Source organism: Acidimicrobiales bacterium, assembly GCA_041394185.1.
Classification (GTDB): Bacteria; Actinomycetota; Acidimicrobiia; order Acidimicrobiales; family Poriferisodalaceae; genus JAAETH01.
In genome coordinates, this window is record JAWKIQ010000002.1 from 1076674 (window position 1) to 1096750 (window position 20077).

Annotated in this window: 23 protein-coding genes, 3 tRNA genes and 1 other RNA gene; 12 read left to right on the forward strand and 15 right to left on the reverse strand. The window is 65.0% G+C overall.

The genetic code is table 11. The annotated features are described in order from the left end of the window. Window positions 1-87: 87 nt before the first annotated feature. On the reverse strand, window positions 88-648 hold the full coding sequence (locus R2770_12705; protein MEZ5281319.1) for a hypothetical protein: 561 nt from the start codon (window positions 646-648) through the stop codon (window positions 88-90). Window positions 649-742: 94 nt separating this feature from the next. Between R2770_12705 and R2770_12710 the strand changes: the two genes are divergently transcribed. After that, entirely contained in the window at window positions 743-2143 is a 1401-nt protein-coding gene (locus R2770_12710; GenBank protein ID MEZ5281320.1) for a hypothetical protein, read from the forward strand. A 14-nt stretch (window positions 2144-2157) separates the two neighbouring features. Here R2770_12710 and R2770_12715 read toward each other — a convergent pair whose 3' ends face one another. Then, on the reverse strand, window positions 2158-2700 hold the full coding sequence (locus tag R2770_12715) for a TetR/AcrR family transcriptional regulator (GenBank protein ID MEZ5281321.1): 543 nt from the start codon (window positions 2698-2700) through the stop codon (window positions 2158-2160). A 104-nt stretch (window positions 2701-2804) separates the two neighbouring features. Between R2770_12715 and pyrC the strand changes: the two genes are divergently transcribed. After that, window positions 2805-3845, forward strand: a complete 1041-nt coding sequence (gene pyrC, locus R2770_12720) for a dihydroorotase (GenBank protein MEZ5281322.1) — start codon at window positions 2805-2807, stop codon at window positions 3843-3845. A 16-nt stretch (window positions 3846-3861) separates the two neighbouring features. Beyond that, complete coding sequence (locus R2770_12725) at window positions 3862-4632, forward strand: maleylpyruvate isomerase family mycothiol-dependent enzyme (GenBank protein ID MEZ5281323.1); 771 nt, start codon at window positions 3862-3864, stop codon at window positions 4630-4632. A gap of 22 nt (window positions 4633-4654) precedes the next feature. Here R2770_12725 and R2770_12730 read toward each other — a convergent pair whose 3' ends face one another. The 10 genes from R2770_12730 to R2770_12775 form a co-directional block, all read right to left on the reverse strand. Next, window positions 4655-5356 carry a VOC family protein gene (locus R2770_12730; protein ID MEZ5281324.1) on the reverse strand — a complete coding sequence of 234 codons (702 nt, stop codon included), beginning with the start codon at window positions 5354-5356 and terminating at the stop codon, window positions 4655-4657. Continuing rightward, window positions 5356-6123 carry an enoyl-CoA hydratase-related protein gene (locus R2770_12735; protein MEZ5281325.1) on the reverse strand — a complete coding sequence of 256 codons (768 nt, stop codon included), beginning with the start codon at window positions 6121-6123 and terminating at the stop codon, window positions 5356-5358. Before R2770_12735 ends, R2770_12730 begins: the two co-directional genes overlap by 1 nt. A gap of 33 nt (window positions 6124-6156) precedes the next feature. Next, window positions 6157-7158, reverse strand: coding sequence for an ABC transporter permease (locus R2770_12740; protein ID MEZ5281326.1), 1002 nt, complete (start codon window positions 7156-7158; stop codon window positions 6157-6159). Further along, window positions 7155-7655, reverse strand: a complete 501-nt coding sequence (locus R2770_12745) for a MarR family transcriptional regulator (protein ID MEZ5281327.1) — start codon at window positions 7653-7655, stop codon at window positions 7155-7157. The genes R2770_12740 and R2770_12745 overlap by 4 nt, the downstream gene beginning before the upstream one ends. Beyond that, entirely contained in the window at window positions 7636-9132 is a 1497-nt protein-coding gene (locus R2770_12750) for a bifunctional 3-(3-hydroxy-phenyl)propionate/3-hydroxycinnamic acid hydroxylase (GenBank protein ID MEZ5281328.1), read from the reverse strand. The genes R2770_12745 and R2770_12750 overlap by 20 nt, the downstream gene beginning before the upstream one ends. An 89-nt stretch (window positions 9133-9221) precedes the next feature. After that, a complete protein-coding gene (locus R2770_12755; protein MEZ5281329.1) occupies window positions 9222-9473 on the reverse strand; it encodes a hypothetical protein in 252 nt (83 codons plus the stop codon). A 249-nt stretch (window positions 9474-9722) separates the two neighbouring features. Beyond that, on the reverse strand, window positions 9723-10190 hold the full coding sequence (locus R2770_12760) for a hypothetical protein (GenBank protein MEZ5281330.1): 468 nt from the start codon (window positions 10188-10190) through the stop codon (window positions 9723-9725). A 180-nt stretch (window positions 10191-10370) separates the two neighbouring features. Beyond that, window positions 10371-10444: transfer RNA gene (locus tag R2770_12765), tRNA-Arg, on the reverse strand. Between the two features lie 69 nt (window positions 10445-10513). Then, window positions 10514-11620, reverse strand: coding sequence for a transglycosylase family protein (locus R2770_12770; protein MEZ5281331.1), 1107 nt, complete (start codon window positions 11618-11620; stop codon window positions 10514-10516). A 321-nt stretch (window positions 11621-11941) separates the two neighbouring features. Then, window positions 11942-12031 (reverse strand) — tRNA-Ser (locus R2770_12775). Window positions 12032-12125: 94 nt separating this feature from the next. Between R2770_12775 and R2770_12780 the strand changes: the two genes are divergently transcribed. After that, window positions 12126-12695, forward strand: a complete 570-nt coding sequence (locus tag R2770_12780; protein ID MEZ5281332.1) for a TMEM165/GDT1 family protein — start codon at window positions 12126-12128, stop codon at window positions 12693-12695. Window positions 12696-12705: 10 nt separating this feature from the next. Here R2770_12780 and tadA read toward each other — a convergent pair whose 3' ends face one another. Continuing rightward, window positions 12706-13164 carry a tRNA adenosine(34) deaminase TadA gene (tadA, locus tag R2770_12785; GenBank protein ID MEZ5281333.1) on the reverse strand — a complete coding sequence of 153 codons (459 nt, stop codon included), beginning with the start codon at window positions 13162-13164 and terminating at the stop codon, window positions 12706-12708. 84 nt (window positions 13165-13248) lie between these two features. Between tadA and R2770_12790 the strand changes: the two genes are divergently transcribed. After that, window positions 13249-14124 carry a TauD/TfdA family dioxygenase gene (locus R2770_12790; GenBank protein ID MEZ5281334.1) on the forward strand — a complete coding sequence of 292 codons (876 nt, stop codon included), beginning with the start codon at window positions 13249-13251 and terminating at the stop codon, window positions 14122-14124. Next, window positions 14121-14591, forward strand: a complete 471-nt coding sequence (locus R2770_12795; GenBank protein ID MEZ5281335.1) for a GNAT family N-acetyltransferase — start codon at window positions 14121-14123, stop codon at window positions 14589-14591. Before R2770_12790 ends, R2770_12795 begins: the two co-directional genes overlap by 4 nt. Here R2770_12795 and R2770_12800 read toward each other — a convergent pair. Beyond that, complete coding sequence (locus R2770_12800) at window positions 14569-15177, reverse strand: TetR/AcrR family transcriptional regulator (GenBank protein MEZ5281336.1); 609 nt, start codon at window positions 15175-15177, stop codon at window positions 14569-14571. The genes R2770_12795 and R2770_12800 overlap by 23 nt on opposite strands. 85 nt (window positions 15178-15262) lie before the next feature. Here R2770_12800 and R2770_12805 point away from each other — a divergent pair, with 85 nt between their 5' ends. The 5 genes from R2770_12805 to R2770_12825 all read left to right on the forward strand — a co-directional run bounded on the left by R2770_12805 (window position 15263) and on the right by R2770_12825 (window position 19712). Further along, window positions 15263-16417 (forward strand): acyl-CoA dehydrogenase family protein, encoded by a 1155-nt coding sequence (locus R2770_12805; GenBank protein MEZ5281337.1) that lies wholly within the window; start codon window positions 15263-15265, stop codon window positions 16415-16417. 4 nt (window positions 16418-16421) lie between these two features. Next, entirely contained in the window at window positions 16422-17540 is a 1119-nt protein-coding gene (locus R2770_12810; protein ID MEZ5281338.1) for an acyl-CoA dehydrogenase family protein, read from the forward strand. Window positions 17541-17554: 14 nt separating this feature from the next. After that, window positions 17555-18364: an enoyl-CoA hydratase-related protein gene (locus R2770_12815; protein ID MEZ5281339.1), complete on the forward strand. Its 810-nt coding sequence runs from the start codon at window positions 17555-17557 to the stop codon at window positions 18362-18364. Window positions 18365-18374: 10 nt separating this feature from the next. Then, window positions 18375-19037 carry a nitroreductase family protein gene (locus R2770_12820; protein MEZ5281340.1) on the forward strand — a complete coding sequence of 221 codons (663 nt, stop codon included), beginning with the start codon at window positions 18375-18377 and terminating at the stop codon, window positions 19035-19037. A 159-nt stretch (window positions 19038-19196) separates the two neighbouring features. Further along, window positions 19197-19712 (forward strand): DinB family protein, encoded by a 516-nt coding sequence (locus R2770_12825; GenBank protein ID MEZ5281341.1) that lies wholly within the window; start codon window positions 19197-19199, stop codon window positions 19710-19712. A 67-nt stretch (window positions 19713-19779) separates the two neighbouring features. Here the strand turns inward: R2770_12825 and R2770_12830 are convergent. After that, window positions 19780-19869: transfer RNA gene (locus tag R2770_12830), tRNA-Ser, on the reverse strand. 108 nt (window positions 19870-19977) lie between these two features. Here R2770_12830 and ffs point away from each other — a divergent pair. Beyond that, window positions 19978-20076: signal recognition particle sRNA small type (gene ffs / locus R2770_12835), an RNA gene on the forward strand. The last annotated feature ends 1 nt before the right edge of the window (window position 20077 follow it).

Below are 20077 nucleotides of genomic sequence, written 5' to 3' on the forward strand. Positions count from 1 at the left end.
CGGTCGAAACTGTGTTGTCGACCTCTGTGACGTTCGTCCAGTCGTCTGCGGTTCCCAGCAGGCAAGAAATATCACGCTGTGTAGTGATTAGGCCACGCGACGTAGGGCACAAATGCGCCACCGGCCGTCTTCGGGCTCGAACGCCCAGTTCGACCACGCACCGGCCTCTTCCAACCCCAGCAAGCCAGCGATCCGCCCGACCTCGCCGAGGTCGATTGGCACAACTGGAATCGCCTCGACGGCGGCCCGGTTGGTGAACTCGACTATTCGCAGGTCGTGATCGCTTCGTGTATTGCTGGACCACAACAGCACCCGCTCGTTGTCGACCAACAGCGGTTCGGGCCCGGCCGACTCCGGTTGTATCGGCTCTTCGTAGACGACCAGGCCACCCGGGTACACAAGGCGCACCGCGGTGTCGAGCACGTCACGCACCCCAAGAGTCGTCAGCAGGCACGGGTCCAGGGCCACCACCGCAGCCGCCGAGGCCTCCGGGGTCAGGTGGCGAGCAAGCCGGGCGTCGAGTCGGACGACCCGGCCGGCGCCAGCCATCGACTGCAGCGCACCGGCGACCAACCGAGGGTCGCGCTCGATGCCGGGCCACGGCCGGGTCGGGTCCAAGGCGGTGTAGTAGGCAAGGCCCCTGCTCACGCGCCAGACGGTAGCGGCGTGTCGCCGGACTTGCCTGCACGCATACGTGGTCGACGGTTCAGAGGTGAACGCGCCGCGCCCTACAGCGATCCCCATGCTTGTCGCGCTTGTGGCGTTGGCAACCTCGTGTGCCTCGTTGGCGCCACCGGTGCCCACCACCGAACCGCGGCTCGAAAGCGGGCAGTCGGCTCCGTCGGGTCCCGATCTGACCCTGGATGCGACCGACCAGCGGGCGCCGTTCGGGCAATACGAGGCTGCAGTGGCCGACCTGGCGTCGTGTATGGCCTCGGAGGGCGCGGCTATGACCGTGCCCGCCTACGACTCGTCGACCGGCCTGTTCGTGTACGACTACGACCAGGCCAACGAGGTCGTGTTCGACGATTGCTACCGCCGAGCCTTTGCCGGGCTAGACGGGGCGGTTTTCGAAACGAGCCCTGCGGTGCCCCTGGCCGAAGCGGCCGGCGACATCGGCGACTGGTCGCAGGTGCCTGCCGACAGTTGGCTTGGGCTGTTGGCTTCGTTTCCGCTGCGGTCCTACACACGTTGGGCCGCGCTGACAGTCGTCGACTTCGATAGGGCCATCTCGACGTTCGGCATCGAGCGCCCTGGGCCCTCGGCGTCCGACGCCCGGGTGCTGGCGTACCTCGGCGATCTGGCGGCCGAGGCGGGCATAGTTCCGGCCGGGCCACTGGCCGAGTTCGGTCGCAGTGCGTATCCCGACCAGATGCGCGCCGAATTGGGGTTCGACCACCGCGCGTTCGCCCAGGTGGCCAGCGCCGGGGTGGCCGGCCACCACCTGACTGTGGCCCGGGGTCGTTTCGATCCTGAGGCGATCGGACGCGCGGTTGCCGAAGACCCGTTGTGGTCTGACCTGCTCGAGGCGCAGCAGGTGGCGGGGGTTCAGGTCTTCGGCTGGGGAAGCGATTTCGGGATCGACCTCGAGCGCATGTCGCCGGTGCGTCCGGTCGGCCACCATCGGCGCCTTGCAGTGACGCCCGACGAGATCCTTTGGGCTCGCTGGAGCGACGGCATTACCGACGCGCTGGACGCGATCGATGGTCGAGATCATTCGTTGGCCGACGCCACGCCACTGCGTGTGTTGGCCGAGCTGGCCGACGAGAAGCTTCTGTACACGGGCGTGCTCACCGCCTCGCTGGCGGCGTTCGTGCCCGATCTGGCCCGCCAGCGATCCGACCAGTACCTGTTGCAGCGCCCCCAGGCCGTCTTGGTGGGCGACGGCGTGGACGAGCTGGGACGATTCGTGCTGGTCGCCGCGGTGTACCCGTCTGAGACGGCCGCCGAGACACAGCTCGAAACCCTTTCGCAACGCATCACAGAGATGTCGATGCTGTCGCCCGAAGGCGACCTGTTGGTCGAGATCGACGGCCCTCGGAACTACTCGGTCAGCCAGGACGGCTCGGTCCTGTACGCCCAGATGTGGGCCGATGACGACAACCCGCTGCCGCCGGCCGAACGTCTGATCGCGTTCGGCTGAGCCTCCTAGGAAGCTCAGGCGACCCGCTCTACAAGGCGCTGCACGGCCTCGACCCGAAACTCTTCAGTGTCCTCGGTGGCCAACTCGGCAAGGGCGCCCAGAAGGGCGACCGATATCACGGCCGACTCGGCAGGCGATCGGCCTTGGGCTTCGAGGCGACTGGTGATGCTGCTCTGAACAGCGTTGGTGACAGCCCTCACGAAGGGCCTGAACAGCTCGCCCTGAGTCCGCACGAGGCTTCTGGCGTCGGTGACGACGCTGATGGTGCGAAGTCGGTCGGCCTCGAGGTTCCACGTCCAATAGTTGAGGATGAATTCGTCGAGGGTGCCTTTGCGTAGACCCTCGACCGCGGCTGCATGACGGGTCGCTATCTCCTCGAGCGCCTCGGCGAGCAACTCCTCTTTGGAGCCGAAGTGATACACGAACGTGTAGGTGCTGGTCCCCAGTTCGGTCGCCAGCGGGCGGAGCGAGGTCTGGTGCACACCATGTTCGAGCAGGTAGCCCACGACGTCGCCGAGCAACTCGGCACGTCGTTCTGGGTCAGGCCTACGTCCCACTGGTCCTCAAGCTCCTAGGTCTGTTCTGGCGCGGTTGCCAGCACATCCTCTCCTACGGATGAAGGGGGGTCGGATTCAAGGTTTGGCCGTGAGAAGATCGGCTGGTGACCACGATCGACATTCCCAAGCCCGACGATTGGCACGTTCACCTGAGAGACGACGAGATGTTGGCTTCGGTGGTGGGCTATACGGCCAGGCGATTCCGGTACGCGCTGGTTATGCCAAACCTGCGCCCGCCGATCGGTTCGGTGGCCATGGCCGCCGCCTATCGGGCTCGGATCGTCGAGCACATGGGGCCACAGACTTCGTTCGTCCCGTTGATGACCCTGTTTGCCTCGCCCGAACTTGACCTCGACGATCTTCGGGCCGGGCACGCCGACGGGCTGGTTTCGGCGGTCAAGTTCTATCCGCCGGGTGCCACCACCAACTCCGATCAGGCGAAGGGCACGCTCAATACGCTCGACGATCTGTTCGAAACGCTGGTCGAGCTCGACATGAGGCTCTTGGTGCACGCCGAGTCGACCGATCCAGATGTCGACATCTTCGACCGTGAGGCCGCGTTCCTCGAACGTGAGCTGGCGCCCGTGTGTCGGCGCCACCCGCAGCTGAAGGTCACTGTCGAGCACGTATCGACGGCGGCCGGTATCGCTTTCGTGGCTGAGCATCCCCAGGTCGTCGCGTCGATCACGCCGCATCATCTGGCGCGCGAGCGGGGCGACCTGCTGGCCAACGGCATGAAACCCGACCTGTTCTGCAAGCCGGTCATCAACAGCGCCGCCGATAGAGATGCCCTGGTCGCCGCGGCCACCAGCGGCGACCCGAGTTTTTTCTTGGGCACAGATTCTGCACCTCACACCAAAGAGGCCAAATATGCGCCGACGGTCGCGGCCGGCATCTTCAACGCGGCCTATGGCCTCGAGGTCGTGGCCGAGGTGTTCCACCGGCGCGGAGCTCTTGATTATCTGGCCGGCTTTGTGTCGGTGAACGGGGCGTCGGTCTATGGATACCCACCCGCTGACGAGATGATTCGCTTGACCAGGGTCGATGGTCGCGACGTCGAAGCGACCACGCTGGCCACTCCTGTCGGCGATGTCGTGATGTTTGGCACCGAGGAGGCCGCCCACTGGCTCGTCGAGCCGGTGTGAGTGTCAAGATGGGCCGATGACCGAACTCTCCAACGCCGACCTGGTCGATGGCGTCGAAGACGTCTTGTCGTCGACGCTTTCCCTGGCCCGAACCATCACCGAGGAACAGGGTCGTTTGCCGACCGATTGCCCGGGTTGGACTGTCAAGGACAATCTGGCCCACATGGTGGGTCTCGAACAGGTGCTGAACGGAGCCCCCGAACCCGACGTCGAACTGCCGCCGCTCGACCACGTCAAGAAGGATTTCGACGCGTACATGGAGCGTCACATCCACATCCGTCGGGGCTTGCCCGTTTCGGCGATCGCAGATGAGTTGGCGGGTCTCTTGCCTCGGCGCATCGAGGGTTTGAGGGCCGCTGTAGCCGGGGGCGACCCCATGGTGCGAGGGCCCTTCGGCGAGTCGCCTCTGTCGCAGGCCCTGCCCATCAGGGTGTTCGACCTGTGGGCTCACGAGCAGGACATCAGGCGGGCTCTGGGCATGACAGCCAGGGTCGACTGCCTGGCCGCGGAGATCGCGCTAGACCGCTCGATTCTGGGTTGGAGCAGGGCCATCCCCAAGCTGCTCGAGGGTGTCGACGGCGTTGTAGAGGTGGCGCGGACGGGGTCGACCGAATCGACCCAGCCGATTCAGATCGGGTCCGGTGGCGAGGTCGTTGCCAGGATCGAAGGCGACCTCGACGCGCTGACCATGGCCTTTTGTGGCCGCGGCCAACCTCGAGCCGACCTGCTCACCGGCGATGCGGCAGTTGTCGACAGGCTGTCGGGTTCGCTGGGCCTCACGCCCTGACCCACCAACGGGGCCCGGTACCTCAGGCTCGACGGACCCGGAACTCGACACCACCGATGGTGTGCACGGCGGGGTCGACGCCGACGCAGTCCACGGCAACCAACCCGCCCGTGCCCTCGGCGAAGGTCACGGTCGCGTTGTCTAGTGCGATGGTGCGCTGCTCAACAGGCAGATTGGTGATGGCAGACCACTTCGCAGCGACCGCGTCGGGGTCTTCGACCCTCAGCTCGACGCCAACCATCGCCGACACCTTGGTGGTGTTGAAGACGCGCTGCCAATCGTCGCCGGCAGGGTGCCAGGGCCCCATGGGGTCTTCGCCGCCCGGCTGATAGTCGATCTCGAGGAACGAGCCGCCGGTGTCAGAAGGGTGCAGCTGCAGCAGGCGGTAGCCGTCTTCGTGCGTGCTCTCCCACACCACCCGTACGCCCAGCTCGTCGACCCTCTGGCGCAGTGGAGGATGGTCGTCGGTGTGGCAGATCACCATGTATCCGCCGTCTCCGCCCATACGTTCCAGCTGGCGGCCGCCGGCGGTTCCCGGTTGGGTCGGTGAGACGACTTCGACGAACTGCGAGCCCAGCGGCATGACGACGTTGTGAAGCCCGAACTTGCCGACCGCCGGGTCTCTGTGGGCCACCTCTATGCCCAGATGATCGGTCAGTGCCTGGGCGACGGGTTCCAGGTCGTGGGCGACCAGTGCTATCTGGCGCAGACGTATCCAGGTCATCAGCTGAACCTCGGCTTTCTCTTCTCGACAAACGCCCGGAAGGCTTCCTTGGTGTCCGAGCTGGCCGCGATGCGCAGGTGGCGCTCGGCCTCGTAATCGACGAAGTCGGCCAGGCCCATTCGTTCGGCCGCCAGGTAGTTGGCTTTCAGACCCTTCAGGGCGGTTGGTGACTTGTCCATCAAATCCTGGACCAGCTGCTCGGTCTGCTCGTTGAACACGTCGTCGGGGAACACCCTGGCCACCATGCCGATCGACAGAGCTTCGTCTGCTGTCACGCGCCTCGGCAGGAACGACAGCTCCTTGGCACGAGATGCCCCGATCAGGCGGGGCAGCGACCACGGGATCGCCATGTCACCTGCGACCGCTACGTCCAGAAATGCCGTATTGCACTTGGCCGATTGGGTCATCACACGCAGATCGCAGGCGAGCGCCCAACCCAGGCCGGCACCAGCGCAGGCACCGTTGATGGCGGCGACCGTCACCGCCGGAATCTCGTGCAACAGTGCAGTGACCCTGAAGTCTTGTGCCCGCAGTGTGTCGTCGGGTCCACCATCGGTGAAGTGGTTCAGATCGGCACCTGGGCAGAACGATCGACCTGCACCGGTCAGCACCAGCACACGTATCGAGTCGTCGGTGGCAGCTGTCTCGAGGGCTTCGGTCATCTCCCTGACCATCCGGTTGGTGATGCCGTTGCGTTGATCGGGTCGATTGAGGGTGAGGCGGGCGAGCCCGCTTTGGACCTCATACAGCAGTGTTTCGAAGCTCACTTCGAGCGCCCTCCCCGTTTGGCGCGACACTAGCTATGTCGCCGGCCTCAACCCGAAGCGAGAAAGTCGCTCGGCCATGCTGGGCCGCCGGGAGACCGTGATGCGCGGATCGGCCCACCTCATGGCGACATCGACCACCGCGCTGAGGCACACGTAGATCACCACCATGTAGGTGGTCAGGCCGAGCAACAGGTAGAGATCCCTGGACAGTGATGCCTCCAGCAGCAGCATTCCGAGGCCGCCGATGCCGAACACCAGCTCGACGATCACCGCGCCGGACAGCAGCGATCCGATGCTCATGCCTATGACGTTCAGCGAGCCCAGCGAAGCGGGCCGCAACGCATGACGCAGCAGCAGGTAGCGCGTGCTCAGGCCCTTGCTGGCTGCTGCGGTGATGAAGTCACTCTTCAGGACCTCGACCGTGTCGGCACGTACCGTTCTGCCTATGCGACCAAACTCGGCGAAGATCAGGGTCGCCGCGGGCAGCGCCAGGTGCTGCAGATGCAGGCCGAACGAGTTGGTCAGCCGCACCCAGCCAGACGCCGGTAGCCACTGCAGCTTCAGGGCGAACACCCACATCAAGAAGTACGGAGTGATGAATACCGGAACGGTCTGGGAGATGCCGAGCAACGCATCGATGGCTCGGCCGGCGGGAGTCTCTGCCTTGGCCGCTGCCAACAGCCCCAGCGGGATGGCCAGGGCCACCGCACCGATCACTGCCACCAGCATCAACTCGCCCGAGATCGACAGGCGAGGGACGATCATGTCGGTGACCGGCAGACCGGATCTAGACGACGTCCCCAGATCGCCGCCGAGCATTTCCCACAGCCACCGTAGGTACCGCATCCAGAAGCCGTCGCGGAGGTTGTAGGTCTCGGCGATGGCCAGATCGCGAGGCGAGTTCTCGTTGATTCCCAGCGGCAACATCACCGCCTTGAAACCTCCCGAGATTGACAGCTCGACCCCGGCCATCACCAGAAAGCCCGACACTGCGATGGCGCCGAACAGCCGTGTGACGAAGCGGATGGCGGTCATGACCCGCGAAGCGCTCGGGCAAGCAGGTCGTTCAGGGTTTTGGTCTCTGCGGCGCTCAGGTTGGCCCATTCGCGTTCGTGAAAGGCCTGAACCAGGGGTGTCACCTCGTCGAACAGTCGCCGACCTTCGGCAGTGGCCCGCACCAGAACGCTTCGGCGGTCGGTTTTGCTGGGCCGCCGCTCGGCCAGGCCGGCTTTCACCAGCCGATCGACCATGCGTGTGGTGTCGCTGGCCCTGTTGATGAGGCCGTTGGAGATGGTGTTCATCGGAATTCCGGCCTCGGGGTCGTCGGCGAGGCACAGGGCCCACAAAGCGATGTATTGCTGATGGGTGATCCCGGCCTGCTGGCAGATCTCGTCCATAGATTGATAGGCGCGGTTGGCCAGAAGCAATACGTTCAGGTGAACCTCGCGGCCCAGCCGAACCGCTTGCGGCTCGTCGGCGGGGGTTCTGGCGCTGGATCGTCTGGCCGCCATGTCAGGCGCCCAGGTCTGCACGCAGTCGCTGTATCAACCCGGTGCCACCTCCGGCTTCGCCGGCCGTCCCGTAAACGAGGAAGTCGGGGCGCACCAGGCACCACGCGATGCCGTGGGCCTCGAACCACTGCGCTTGGATGCTGTTCGAGGGGTCGATCGCCACCACCGATCCGCCGATCGATTGGAACCAGCGGGCGGCGCCCGGGTCGACCTCCTGGTTCGCCGAAGTCAGCAGGCGCCACCCCGCGCCCACGACGTCGTCGAAGGGCCGGCCGTCTACCGTGCCCTGCACTGCGACATGGCCGGCGAGGGCCGTATCGGTCGCCAGGCACCCCTGCTTGGGAACTGGCAGTGGCCGCGTCGAGGTCGGCGTCTCGCCCACCGCTGCGGCCATGGCAGCGTCGCGCTTCGCAGCCTCTTGCGGGTCGGGCACGCAGATCACCTTCCCCAGTTCCATCGCAAAAACGATCAACTCATGTGCAGGCTCTATGCGCTCGCGGTCGTAGTCCTCCAGGATGCTCTCGGCGGCCAGCCCGTTGAGCACCAGGTCGAGCTTCCAGGCCAGGTTGGCCGAGTCGCGGACGCCCGCGCACAGGCCCTGCCCGGCGAATGGCGGCGTCTGATGAGCGGCATCTCCGGCCAGGAAGACCCTGCCCTCGTGCCAACGCTGCGCGTATCTGGCGTGGAATCGATAGTCGGCGCAGCGCTCCATGACCGCGTTGTCTGGCGTGATGTCCCACGGTTCCAGCAGCGTCCAGGCGTGGGCTTCGGTGTTGAACGTCGCCGGGTCTTCGTCCGGAAGCCGCATGAACTCCCACCGGCGCCGCCCGGGACCCCCAGAAACCAGCGTGGTGGGCCGGGCGGGGTCACAAACCTGCAGGTTCACCGGGTCATAGACCCGATGTTCGTTGGGAATGATGTCGACGACGAACCAGTCGTAGAAATAGCCCATGTCGACCATGTCGATGCCCAACAGCCGTCGGATGGTGCTGTTGGCCCCGTCGGCACCGATCAGGTAGCGGGCCGCGATCGAGTCGCCGGTTGCAGTTTCGACATCGACGCTGTCATGGCCCTGTTCGATCGTCGTCACCTCGACCCCTCGCCTGACCACGATGTTGTCGAAGTCACCCGTTCGGCGCTCGAGCAGGGCCTCGAGCTGGGGTTGCGAGAACATCGAGCCGCCTGGCCAGCCGATCGGTGTGTCGCCGCTGTTGCCGAACCGAAGCAGCGTGACGCCCTCTGCGTTGCGCCACTCGTAGACGTCGGCGGGCTCGATGATGGTTCTCAGCTCGTCGCCTATGCCACACGACTGGAAGATGCGGCCCACTTCGGCGTCGAAGTGCACGGCACGCGGCAGGGGATAGGGGGCCGGTTGGCGTTCGAGTACAACGACCGAATGGCCCCGTTGTGCCAGCAGTATCGAAGCAACGAGGCCGGTAGGACCAGCCCCCACTATGGCAACGTCGAAGGTGGAGTTGTTGCCGCTTGACGGGGTCATCGTCGTACCTCGTGTCTATGCCGAACCAATCGGAGATAGACGTTACAACAACTATCGTTGCGACGACTAAAGCCCGGGTCGATCCAGCGTCAGGCCACGATGTCGATCACATCCCCCAGGCCTACGCCAACCGATCGGGGCAGTCCCGTCGAGGGATCGAACTGCGACCCGCCTGCGGCGTGGGCCTGGATCTTCGACTTCAACAGGGCAGCTTCGGCCTTGTTGTCGAAGGAACGCACCCGGTCTCGCCCGCCGTATCGCCAGCGGACCGAGTAGCCACCGTCGGCCGCCCACCGGCTGGGGCCGGTGATGGAAAGAACTTGGATTTCCTCGGTACTCATGACGTCAACCATCCAGACTCTGAATCGGAAGGCGCTCTTGACGTCGAATCGGCGTCGAGGCGCCCGTGGCACCTACTGACTCCATACGACTGCTTTCGGCAGGTCGTCTCGCCGAGTTGAGGAAAACCGGCGAAGTGGTCGAGGTGCCGCCAGGTCTACGCATCGACCCGCAGGACGGATCGGCCTCGTGGGAGTGGCGTGCAGATGATGAACTCGGCCAGCTACGACCGCTGAACGATCTGCAGCCGATCACGAGGCCATGGCGAGCACGAACACAGCGCACCGATCGGCCAGGTCGCTCGGTGCCGAGACGAACGGCTCTTCGGTCGGCCACGGTCCTTCGCTCGCGTCGGTGTAGGTGAATACGTCCACGGTCACGTCGACCCCATCGACGCTCTGCGTGAAGGAGTCTCCGCCGTCCATCGAGAAGCCACGGGTTTTGAACTCGTCAGTGAGTGAGGCTACGGCCGAGTCGATGTCAGCGCACTCGACCAGCCAGCCCCGGCTGGCCGTAGGGGCCGGACAGTCGGTGTCGCAGGAGCCATCAGCGCTCGTCGCGACGTACAGCTCACCGTCGACGTTTGCGTGCCGGAGATCCTCCACCATGTCGATCGCAGTGGAGCGGTCTGCGTCCGCACATGCTGCGCACAGCACGAGCCCCGTGATCGCAACCACGAAAGCGAACCGGGGACCGAGCGAACGGGAAGGCTTCCGCATCGACGAACTCATTTCGGAGGGGGCCGCCGGCCGGACCCTCGACCGCCAGGCTACGGGACAGGCGGATCGTGTTCGGCATCGACCTGCGCAGGAGGATTCAGACTTCTCGAGACCTTTCCAGGGAGGTGTGACAAACAGAAGAGCCACCCCGAAGGGTGGCTCTCAGTCAGAATCGCTCAGCGCGCCCGGAGGTATTCGAAACCCCAACCTTCTGATCCGTAGTCAGATGCTCTATCCAATTGAGCTACGGGCGCTGGGCACCGAAGTGCGAAGCGACAGTGTATGCCACCGCTTCGCCTCCGGCTACACGTTTTGTTGCCTCGTCAGCGCAAACCGAGCTTGCGGGTACATCCGGGCCAGGCGCGCCAGCCCTGGATCTCCAGCAGCAACTCGCCGCGGTAGATCTGCTCCTCACGGCTGTGCTCGTGGGGGTACCCGGTGCCGCCGACGGCACGCCACGACGAAAGCGTGAACTGGATTCCGCCGTAGAAGCCGTTGCCGGTGTTGATGTCCCAGCGGCTGGTCGATTCGCAGTGGGCCAGGGCATCCCAGATCGCAACCCGTTCAGGGGGCAGCGATGCGACGAAGGCTTCGGCGGGGGTCATCTCGGCCACCCGTGGTGCGGCGGGGCTGACCGACACGGCGATCTTTCCCGAATCCGACACAGCGATGCCCGTGGCAAAGGCCGGAACCTCGATGTTGGGCTGCGGGGCAGCGGGCGTATCGCCGACGGTCTCTATGAGACCCGACTCGTTCAGCACCCAGTAGCCGTCGCCAACCTCGGCGATCGAGACCGCCGTTTCGTCTGAGGCATGGGCTAGCGAGCCAGCGAAGCGGGCGTCGCCGAAGGTCAAGATTCCGCCATCGGATCCCAGCAGCAGGTACCCGGCGGCGGTGTCGCTGGCTGCGATATCGACGATGGGCGCGGCCAGTTCGTACGTTGCGCCCGAGCCGTAGAACTGCGCGTCACCAAAGCTGAAGATGCCGCCGTCGGCAGCTGCCAGCCAGTAGCCGCCTGGGGTGAGGGCGATGCCCACGATGGGCGAGACGGGCCCGTATGGGGCAGCCGAGCCGTGGAACACGGCATCGCCGAATGCGAAGACGCCACCGTCGGCCGCCGCCAGCACGTAGCCGCGGTCGGTCGGGGTGGCTGCGATGTCGACAATCGGCGCGGCCAAGTCGACACCTTCCAGATCGCCGAAGTGTTCAGCGGCACCGCTGGTAGCGACGACGCCCTCGGCGTCGACACTCCACGAACCTCCGCTTTGTGCAACGGCAACCGAAACTGGGGCCCCGTCGAGTTCGGTGACCGGATCGGTTTCGGGTGTCCAGACCGTCGCTCCGGCCACGCCGGCCACGCCGGTGATGGCCAAGAGCGCCACGAATACGAACGCGAGCGCGCGAACGGCTGGGCGAGTGGGTTTCAGCATGACGCTCCTTTGCCTGCGCTCGGGACCTCATGTCGACCGGACGCGGCTTCGGGATTCACGCGGGTGGCCGCCGCATCTTGCGGTCCGGCTCGATTACCCGCTGGTTGTTCTTTGCTTAGTGAACGGTCAGGATGACGAAAGGATTACGAAAACGCAACGCGGATCGAAATAAATCGCCTGTGGTATTCGTCTCACCACACAAAGCGGCCGATTGGGCTGCTGAAGGCCAACAATCGCCTTCCGGTGGTCTCGGCAGATTCTGCCGGGCTCTTGAGCGTTGGATCGCAAACGCGAAACAACCCCCACCGAGGTGGGGGTTGGTGGCGGAAGGTGTGGGATTCGAACCCACGGTGACCCGGAGGCCACAACGGCTTTCGAGGCCGCCCCATTCGTCCGCTCTGGCAACCTTCCGGGGACGACTCTACAAGAGTCTGAGGCCGCTGCGGAACGACTTCTGCCATCGGATCTGTCGGTCGCCTGGCGCAGCGTGAGCGATCATGTCGCGATGGATTCGTTCGGCGCAGACCTGCTGGCTGCATTCGCCGTGATGTTCGTCGCCGAACTCGGCGACAAGACGCAGCTGCTGGCGGCCGGGTTCGGCGCAAGGGTGTCGAGACGCACCATGGTGGCCGGGTTGGCACTGGGGTTCGGAACGGCTGGAGCGTTCGCCGCGCTGGTCGGTGGGCTCTTGGGGGTGGCGTTTCCCGAGCGCCCGGTGCAGATCGTCGGCGGGGTCGTGTTCTTGGCGGTGGCGGTGGCCATCGTTGCACGCCCAGAAGACGACGATGACGACCAGCCCAAGGCCATGAAGGGGCGTTCTGCGGTGATCGCCATAGCTACCGCGATTGCGTTCGCAGAGTTGGGCGACAAGACCCAGATCGCCACCGCCACGCTGGCCGCGCAACGCCAGCCGGTTGCGGTGTGGCTTGGCGCAACCCTGGGCGAGGTGTGCAGTGCGATGGTGGGCGCACAGGTGGGGCGGGTACTGCTGACACGGGTGTCGCCGCGGGTCGTTCGGCTGGTCTCTGCGCTGCTGTTCGCCGCGTTCGGCGTAGCGGCACTGATCGGTTTCTGACCGATCGGGTCTAGCGCTGTTCGCGCGCCGCCGAGAAGAACGAGGTCAACAGGTCGGCACATTCGTCGGCACGCACGCCGTGAACGACCTCGAACTCGTGATTGAGGCGCGGGTCAGAGCCGATCCCCATCAGCGACAGCACCGCCCCGGCCTTCATGTCGGCCGCGCCGTAAACGACGCGTGCAATGCGTGAGTTGAGTGCTGCGCCCGCACACATGGCGCACGGTTCCAGTGTCACGACCAGTGTTGCCTCGGTCAGGCGCCACCCGTCGTCGACTGCGGAGGCCGCGTTGCGCAAGGCGAGGATCTCGGCGTGGGCTGTGGGGTCGCCGGTCAACTGCCGTTCGTTGTGGCGCCTGGCAACGATCTCGCCTCCAACCAAGACCACCGCGCCAACCGGCACGTCTCCGTGATCGAGCGCGGCGCGGGCCTCTTCGAGGGCAACCGCCATGGCCTCTTCGTCGTTCATAACGCGCAGAACACTACGCGGTCCGATTAGGTCGTGAGTACCCCGATCGGATTATCTGGATCACACCACCCAAGGGGGTCCGACATGAGTGTCATCGAAAACCAGTCCACAGGACGGCGCCGCGATTACGGCAGCTTCAACATCTCCACCCTTACCCCGCACATAGGCGCCGAAGTCGAAGGTCTCGACCTGTCGCAGCCGTTGTCAGACGACCAGCTGGCCGATCTCAGACGTGCGTTCCTCGACTGGCAGGTCTTGGTGTTTCGCGACCAGCAACTGGATCGCGAGGCGCACAAGGCGTTTGGCCGCTACTTCGGAACGCTTCATGTGCATCCGCTGAACCATTCTCGCAGCGGCGACCCCGAGATCCTGGTCGTCAAGACAACGGCCAACTCGGCCTACACAGCAGGCGACGCCTGGCATGCCGACGTCACCTGCGACGAAATCCCTCCGATGGGGTCGGCGCTGTACATCACCGAACCACCCGAGTGTGGGGGCGGCGACACCTTGTTCGCCGACATGTACCTGGCATACGAGATGCTGTCGCCATCGATGCAGCAGTTCCTCGAGGGGCTCACCGCCGTGCACGACGGGGGCATTCCCTACGTCGGTGCATACAACACCGAGCCACCTGAGGGCGGCTACCCGCGCAACGAACACCCGGTCATAGCGGTTCACCCCGAGACCGGCCGCAAGGTCCTCTACGTCAACCCGGCCTTCACATCGCACATCAAGGGCCTGCGTCGCTGGGAGAGCGACGCGATCTTGAACAGCCTCTATGACCTGGTCGCGACCAATCCCCGGCTCTACTGCCGAGTCGAGTGGCAGCCCAACACGGTGACCCTGTGGGACAACCGCTGCACCCAGCACCATGCGGTGTGGGATTACCACCCCTATTCACGCTATGGCGAGCGGGTGTCGATCGTCGGCGATCACCGCCCGGCCGGCGTCATCGCTTGAGCATCCGCCTCAGGGCGGTCGAACCCAGCGACCGAGACTTCCTGTGGGACATGCAGTACGAGGCTTTGTACGTTGCTCCCGGAGCCAAGCCCTATCCGCGGTCGGTGCTGGACGAGCCGGGTATCGCCCACTACATCGTCGACTTCGGTGACCTCGCTGGTGATGTCGGGTTTGTCGCCGAGGTCGCCGGCCAGCGGGTTGGCGCGGCGTGGGGCCGTCGTCTGCCCGCAGACGATCCGGGCTACGGATGGGTCGATGAACATACTCCCGAGCTGGGGATCGCGGTCGTGGCCGAGCGACGCGGGGAAGGCATCGGTTCGAAGCTGCTCGCCGCCTTGCTCGAACTGGCGCCTCGGATGAGCCTGTCGGTCGACGATCGAAACCCGGCGACAGCGCTCTACGCTCGGTTCGGCTTCGAGCCGGTCGCAGCCGATGGGCACTCGGTCACGATGTTGCGTCAGGCTTGAGGATCGCCAACAGGGCCCGCTTCAGAGCGCTCATGGTCTCGTCGTTGGCGTCGGTTCGCAGCAGCAGCGGGTTGTTCAGGCCCTGAGCAGACACGAGCAGCGCTGCGGCGAGTTGGTCTGGCTCGCCCGCCCTGACCACCGACGCGCGTTGGCCGAGCTCGAGTTGTTTGGTCAGGTGAAGGTGATGAGCTGACTGGTGGCTGCGGTAGACATCGCGAATGGTCGTGTTCTGCGAGAGTCGGGCCAGCGCAACGCGCAAGACCGGTGCTTCGACTCCGAATGCGACCACGAGTTGTTCGACCAAGAGGTCGATCATGTCGGCGAGGCCCATTTCGAGAATCGTCTCGATGTTGACGATGCTCCGGCTCACCTCGGTGACGTTGGTGAGGCTGATGTCGAGGGCCGCTGCCAGGGCGTCGTCGTGCGAGCCGAAGTGGCTGTAGAAGGTGGCCTGCGAGAGCCCCGCCGCTTCGGTCACGGCGGCGACATCCAGGGTTCCGGACCGAGCGATCTCGAAGTGAATCGCGGCCTTGAGATCGGCCTTTGTCCGTTGGGCCCGTGTGCTGGGTCGATCGCTAGGCGCCATTCAGCGCAGTCTAGGGTCGCTCTGAAGCTGGAGAGCTTCTCGCGCCTGCCTTGAAAAATCTGGAGTAGCACTCTAGATTTCGTCCATGGGCAACTCGATACTGGAAGAAGCGCGCCGCCTGGGGCCTTGGATTGCCGAGCGCGGCAACGAGATCGAGCAGGCGGGCACCCTGCCTCTCGACATCGTTGATGCGATTCGTCCCAGCCAGGCCTTCCGGATGTACGTGCCACCCTCCTTGGGCGGGCCGGGGATATCGGCTTGGGAGGGCCTGCAGGTCATCGAGGAGTACGGCTACCACGACGGCTCGGCCGGTTGGAGCGTCGCCATCTCGTCAACCAGCTCGGTAGCTGCCTCGTACCTCTCCGACGAGTACGCCCAGGCGATCTTCGGCGACCCGATGTCGATCACCGGCGGATTCGTTGGACCCATGGGGCGCGCCCGTCAGGTCGACGGCGGCCTGCGAGTCACCGGGCGCTGGTCGTGGGGGTCTGGCACCAAGCACTGCACCTGGATTGGTGGCGGCTGCATAATCGTCGACCAGGACGGCAACCCCACGGTGGGCGACGACGGGCTCATGGCGCCCTACGTGTTGTTCGACATCGAAGACGTGCAGTTCATCGACACCTGGGATGTGTCGGGACTGTCTGGCACCGGTTCGCTCGACTATTCGACCGACGAGGCGTTCGTTCCGCAGGGGCGCTGGGTGCAGTTCGGTCGCGACCTACCCAAACGAGAGAACCCGTTCACCAACTTCTCCCTGTTCGGAATCCTGGCACTGGGCATCGCCTCGACCGCGGCGGGCATCGGCCGGCGCGCCATCGACGAGCTGGTTGAATTGGCCGGGGCCAAGAAGCCTCAGGGCAGCTCCAGACCCCTCGCGGATCGGATGACGATCCAACACGATGTGGGCCGCGCCGAAGCCATGATGCGATCGGCCTGGGTATTCGTGGAAGACACGGTCGAGGCCGCGTGGGCCAACGCTTTGGAGGGCAAACCTGCCGACGCCGAACAGAAGCGTTTGCTGCGCCTGGCCGCCACCCACGCCACCCAGACAGCGGCCGAGGTCACCCAGATGATGTACCTGGCCGCCGGTGGTGCGGCCGTCTACAAGACCAGCCCGATTCAGCGCTGCTTCCGCGATGTGTTCGTGGCCACCCAGCACGCCATGATCGCCCCTCGTACCTACGAGGCGCCGGGCCGCATCAAGTTGGGTTTGGACACCGATGTAAGGCAGCTTTGAGGCGATGCCCATCTCGTTGCCACCACAGGATGATCCCCGCCGACTCGAGGTCCGGGCGTGGGTCGAGGCGCACCCCGATGCATCGGCGCGCGAGCTGGCCGAGGCGGGCTACGTCGCGCCGCACTGGCCCAGGCCATGGGGTCTGGGGGCTGACCCCGAGCTTCAGCTGATCATCGACGACGAGTTGGCCAGGGCCCGAATCGAGCGGCCAGACAACCCCATAGCGATCGGTTGGGCCGGCCCCACCATCGTGGCCGGCGGCACCCAAACCCAGCAACAGCGCTGGTTGCCCTCGATCCTCGACGGGTCCGACGAGTGGTGCCAGCTGTTCTCCGAACCCGACGCGGGCAGCGACTTGGCGTCGCTTCGAACCCGGGCCGAACGCGACGGCGACGAATACGTGGTGAATGGCCAGAAGATCTGGTCGACGTGGGCCAACCGATCGCGTTGGGGCATCCTGCTGGCCAGAACCGACCCGGCCGCGCCCAAACACAAGGGCATCTCGTACTTCGTGGTCGACATGAACACACCGGGCATCGAGGTTCGCAAGATCATCGAGATGACCGGTGGCAACCACTTCAACGAGACTTTCCTGAACGACGTCCGCATACCGGTCGCCAACCGCATCGGCGAAGAGAACGATGGCTGGCGCCTGGCCAAGGTGACCCTCGGCAACGAGCGGGTCTCGCTCAGCGAGGGCGGCGTCTTGTGGGGCATGGGCCCAACTCCGGCCGAATGCCTCGACGAGATCAAGGCTCGTGGTGCCGGTGCCGACCCGGTGATGCGCCAGCGGGCAGCCCGTGCCTATACCAACACCTTCATCGTCAACCTGCTGGGCGACAAGATCGTCGAGGCGATACTGGCTGGCCGCGACCCTGGGCCCGAGGCATCCATCCGCAAGACGCTGGCCGACATTCTCGGACAGGAGCTGACCGGCCTGGTGAAAGACCTGGCCGGTCCACAGGGCATGATCGGCCTCCAGAACGAACAAGCCGAACACCTCGACGTGTGGCACTGGGGATATCTGTTCAGCCGGGCGTTGACAATCGGTGGCGGCACCACCCAGATCCAGAAGAACATCTTGGGTGAACGACTGCTGGGTTTGCCCCGCGAGCCCAGCTGACCTCAGGGGGGTCAATGAGACAGCGACGCTCGTTCGACGAGTTCCAATACCTGCACTTCGAACGCCTCGACGGCCACGTTCTGAAGGTCACCATCGACCGGCCCGACAACTGGCTGAACGCGGTCAACGCCACCATGCACGAGGAGATGGCTCAGCTCTTCCCGCTGCTACAGGAAGAGACCGAGGCTCGGTGCATCCTGCTCACCGGTTCCGGCAAGACGTTCTCGGCCGGCGGCGACTTCGACTGGTTCCCTGCCCTCGAAGATCGCGAGCTGCTCGACGAGGTGCATCGCGACGGCAAGAACCTCATCTGGGACATGCTCGATGTGCAGATTCCCATCGTCGCGGCGGTCAACGGCCACGCCATGGGGCTGGGCGCATCCATCGCCCTGCTGTGCGACATCATCTTCGTAGCCGAGTCGGCCACCATCGGTGACCCCCACGTGAAGGTCGGCATCGTGGCCGGCGACGGTGGAACCATCGCCTGGCCCCTCGCTGTCGGTCCGGCTTTGGCCAAGCAGTATCTGTTCACCGGCGACCCGATCTCGGCGGCCGAGGCCCATCGCATCGGCCTGGTCAACTTCGTCACCCCAGACGATGCATGTGTCGATCAGGCGTTGGCGTTCGCTCGCCGCATCGCGGCCGGCGCACCACGAGCCATCCAATACACGAAGATGGCGGTCAACAAGCTGCTCAAGGACGCGGCCAATGCCTCGTTCGACCTGGCCACCGCGCTCGAGATCGTCACGTTCGGCACCGAAGACCACAAGGAAGCCCTCGCCGCTCTGAAGGAGCGGCGCGAGCCCGAGTTCAAGAATCGATAGGCGGATACCCATGGAGCTCTACGAAGCGTTGATGACCACGCGCGCGATGCGTCGTTACAGCGACGAGCCGGTAAGCGACGCGACCATCCAGCGCATCTTGCGCGCCGCGGTGCAGGCCCCTAGCGGTGGAAACATCCAGCCCTACCAGTTCCTCGTCGTAACCGAACAAGACGTCAAAGACCGCATCGCGGCCATCTATCTGAAGGCCCACGAGCGCTACGAGCCCGCCATCCAGAAGTACGTGCCGCCCTTCAAGGACGCCGACGCCGAGAAGCGCCATCAGCGCAACTGGAAGGCCACCGACGATCTGGCTCGCAGTCTGGCTTCAGTGCCGGCGATGATCCTGGTGATCGTCCCCAAGATCTCGATGGCGATCGAGGACGATGAGGGTGTCATGGACGTCGGTCCCGTGTATGCGTCGGTGTATCCGGCCGTGCAGAACCTGATCCTGGCCGCCCGCAGCGAGGGTGTCGGAACCGTGCTCACTTCGGTGTTTCGGATCTACGAAGACGAGGTTCGAGAGGTTGTCGGTGTCCCCGACCGCTACGAGATCGTTGCTCTCCTGCCGCTCGGGGTGCCTACCGGCAAGTGGGGCGTCGCGTCGAGACGCCCGGCCGAGAGCCTCACCAGCTGGAACCGCTTCGGCGAAAAGCGCCCGTCCCTCGAGGACTGACCCGCCTGCTCGCTCGTTCCCGCGCCTTCCGAATCTGGGGTCGGTTTCTGCCCACCGCCGACCCGAATTCGACCCCAGATCCGCCAGGTGACCCCAGATTCAGGTGTTGACGACACAATTCCCCTGACCATTCGGATGGCCGTGGCCTAGCTTCCGTCCATGGAAAGACCCGATGCCCCACCCATCCCGCTGGATGCCGACGAGGCGACGATGCTCACGTCGTTCCTCGACTTCTACCGATTCGAGCTGATCGACCGGGCGTTTGGGTTGTCCGATGAACAGTTGCGCGCGACCCACCCACCGTCGACGTTGAGTCTGGCCCGGCTCATCGGGCACATGGCCCTGGTCGAAGAGACGTGGTTCTGCGTGAGGTTCTGCGGTGACGAACCCGAGCAACCGTGGGCCGATTTCGATTGGGACGCCGATGCCGACGCCGAGATGACCTGGGCCGAGGGCCAGGGGCGCGACGAGCTGATCGCTCGATTCGATCTGGCTGTCGAGAGGGCTCGACGGGTCGTTGCTGCGACGGGGTCACTGGATCAGCTCGCGGCTGGTGGCGGCGAACAGCGCCACAGCATGCGCTGGATCCTGATCCACATGATCGAGGAGTACGCCCGTCACTGCGGCCATGCAGATCTGATCCGCGAGGCGATCGACGGCGACCTGGCCCGCTGAGCGACCCAACACCAAAGAACCCGAACCGGATCCGGTTCGGGCCTTGCAGGTGTCTTGCGACGGGTTCTGGCGGAGAGGGGGGGATTCGAACCCCCGGTGGGTTGCCCCACGCCACCTTTCCAAGATGGTGCACTAAGCCAGACTATGCGACCTCTCCAATTTCGGTAGAGAGTAGCTGATCGGGCCGGGAATCAAACCCAGTTCCGGCGTTGTCTGCGGCCGGGGTGCCTGTACCATTTGCGCCGGACTCGCCTCCTGACGTGGCGGCCGGGTCCCGTGCAACGATTGCTCGTGAATCGGGTCAGGGCCGGGAGGCAGCAGCCCTCAGCGAAACCGATCGTGTGCCGCGGGTAGCCTGGCCGCCT

What these genes read in the sequence shown, in the direction of transcription:
- R2770_12760 (MEZ5281330.1), bottom strand. Translation starts at nt 10,190, where the DNA reads ATGCGGAAGCCTTCCCGTTCGCTCGGTCCCCGGTTCGCTTTCGTGGTT.
- R2770_12800 (MEZ5281336.1), bottom strand. Translation starts at nt 15,177, where the DNA reads ATGGCGCCTAGCGATCGACCCAGCACACGGGCCCAACGGACAAAGGCC.
- R2770_12780 (MEZ5281332.1), top strand. Translation starts at nt 12,126, where the DNA reads ATGGATTCGTTCGGCGCAGACCTGCTGGCTGCATTCGCCGTGATGTTC.
- R2770_12815 (MEZ5281339.1), top strand. Translation starts at nt 17,555, where the DNA reads ATGAGACAGCGACGCTCGTTCGACGAGTTCCAATACCTGCACTTCGAA.
- R2770_12710 (MEZ5281320.1), top strand. Translation starts at nt 743, where the DNA reads ATGCTTGTCGCGCTTGTGGCGTTGGCAACCTCGTGTGCCTCGTTGGCG.
- R2770_12750 (MEZ5281328.1), bottom strand. Translation starts at nt 9,132, where the DNA reads ATGACCCCGTCAAGCGGCAACAACTCCACCTTCGACGTTGCCATAGTG.
- R2770_12730 (MEZ5281324.1), bottom strand. Translation starts at nt 5,356, where the DNA reads ATGACCTGGATACGTCTGCGCCAGATAGCACTGGTCGCCCACGACCTG.
- R2770_12790 (MEZ5281334.1), top strand. Translation starts at nt 13,249, where the DNA reads ATGAGTGTCATCGAAAACCAGTCCACAGGACGGCGCCGCGATTACGGC.
- R2770_12805 (MEZ5281337.1), top strand. Translation starts at nt 15,263, where the DNA reads ATGGGCAACTCGATACTGGAAGAAGCGCGCCGCCTGGGGCCTTGGATT.
- R2770_12755 (MEZ5281329.1), bottom strand. Translation starts at nt 9,473, where the DNA reads ATGAGTACCGAGGAAATCCAAGTTCTTTCCATCACCGGCCCCAGCCGG.
- R2770_12825 (MEZ5281341.1), top strand. Translation starts at nt 19,197, where the DNA reads ATGGAAAGACCCGATGCCCCACCCATCCCGCTGGATGCCGACGAGGCG.
- R2770_12725 (MEZ5281323.1), top strand. Translation starts at nt 3,862, where the DNA reads ATGACCGAACTCTCCAACGCCGACCTGGTCGATGGCGTCGAAGACGTC.
- R2770_12770 (MEZ5281331.1), bottom strand. Translation starts at nt 11,620, where the DNA reads ATGCTGAAACCCACTCGCCCAGCCGTTCGCGCGCTCGCGTTCGTATTC.
- tadA (MEZ5281333.1), bottom strand. Translation starts at nt 13,164, where the DNA reads ATGAACGACGAAGAGGCCATGGCGGTTGCCCTCGAAGAGGCCCGCGCC.
- R2770_12820 (MEZ5281340.1), top strand. Translation starts at nt 18,375, where the DNA reads ATGGAGCTCTACGAAGCGTTGATGACCACGCGCGCGATGCGTCGTTAC.
- R2770_12810 (MEZ5281338.1), top strand. Translation starts at nt 16,422, where the DNA reads ATGCCCATCTCGTTGCCACCACAGGATGATCCCCGCCGACTCGAGGTC.
- R2770_12740 (MEZ5281326.1), bottom strand. Translation starts at nt 7,158, where the DNA reads ATGACCGCCATCCGCTTCGTCACACGGCTGTTCGGCGCCATCGCAGTG.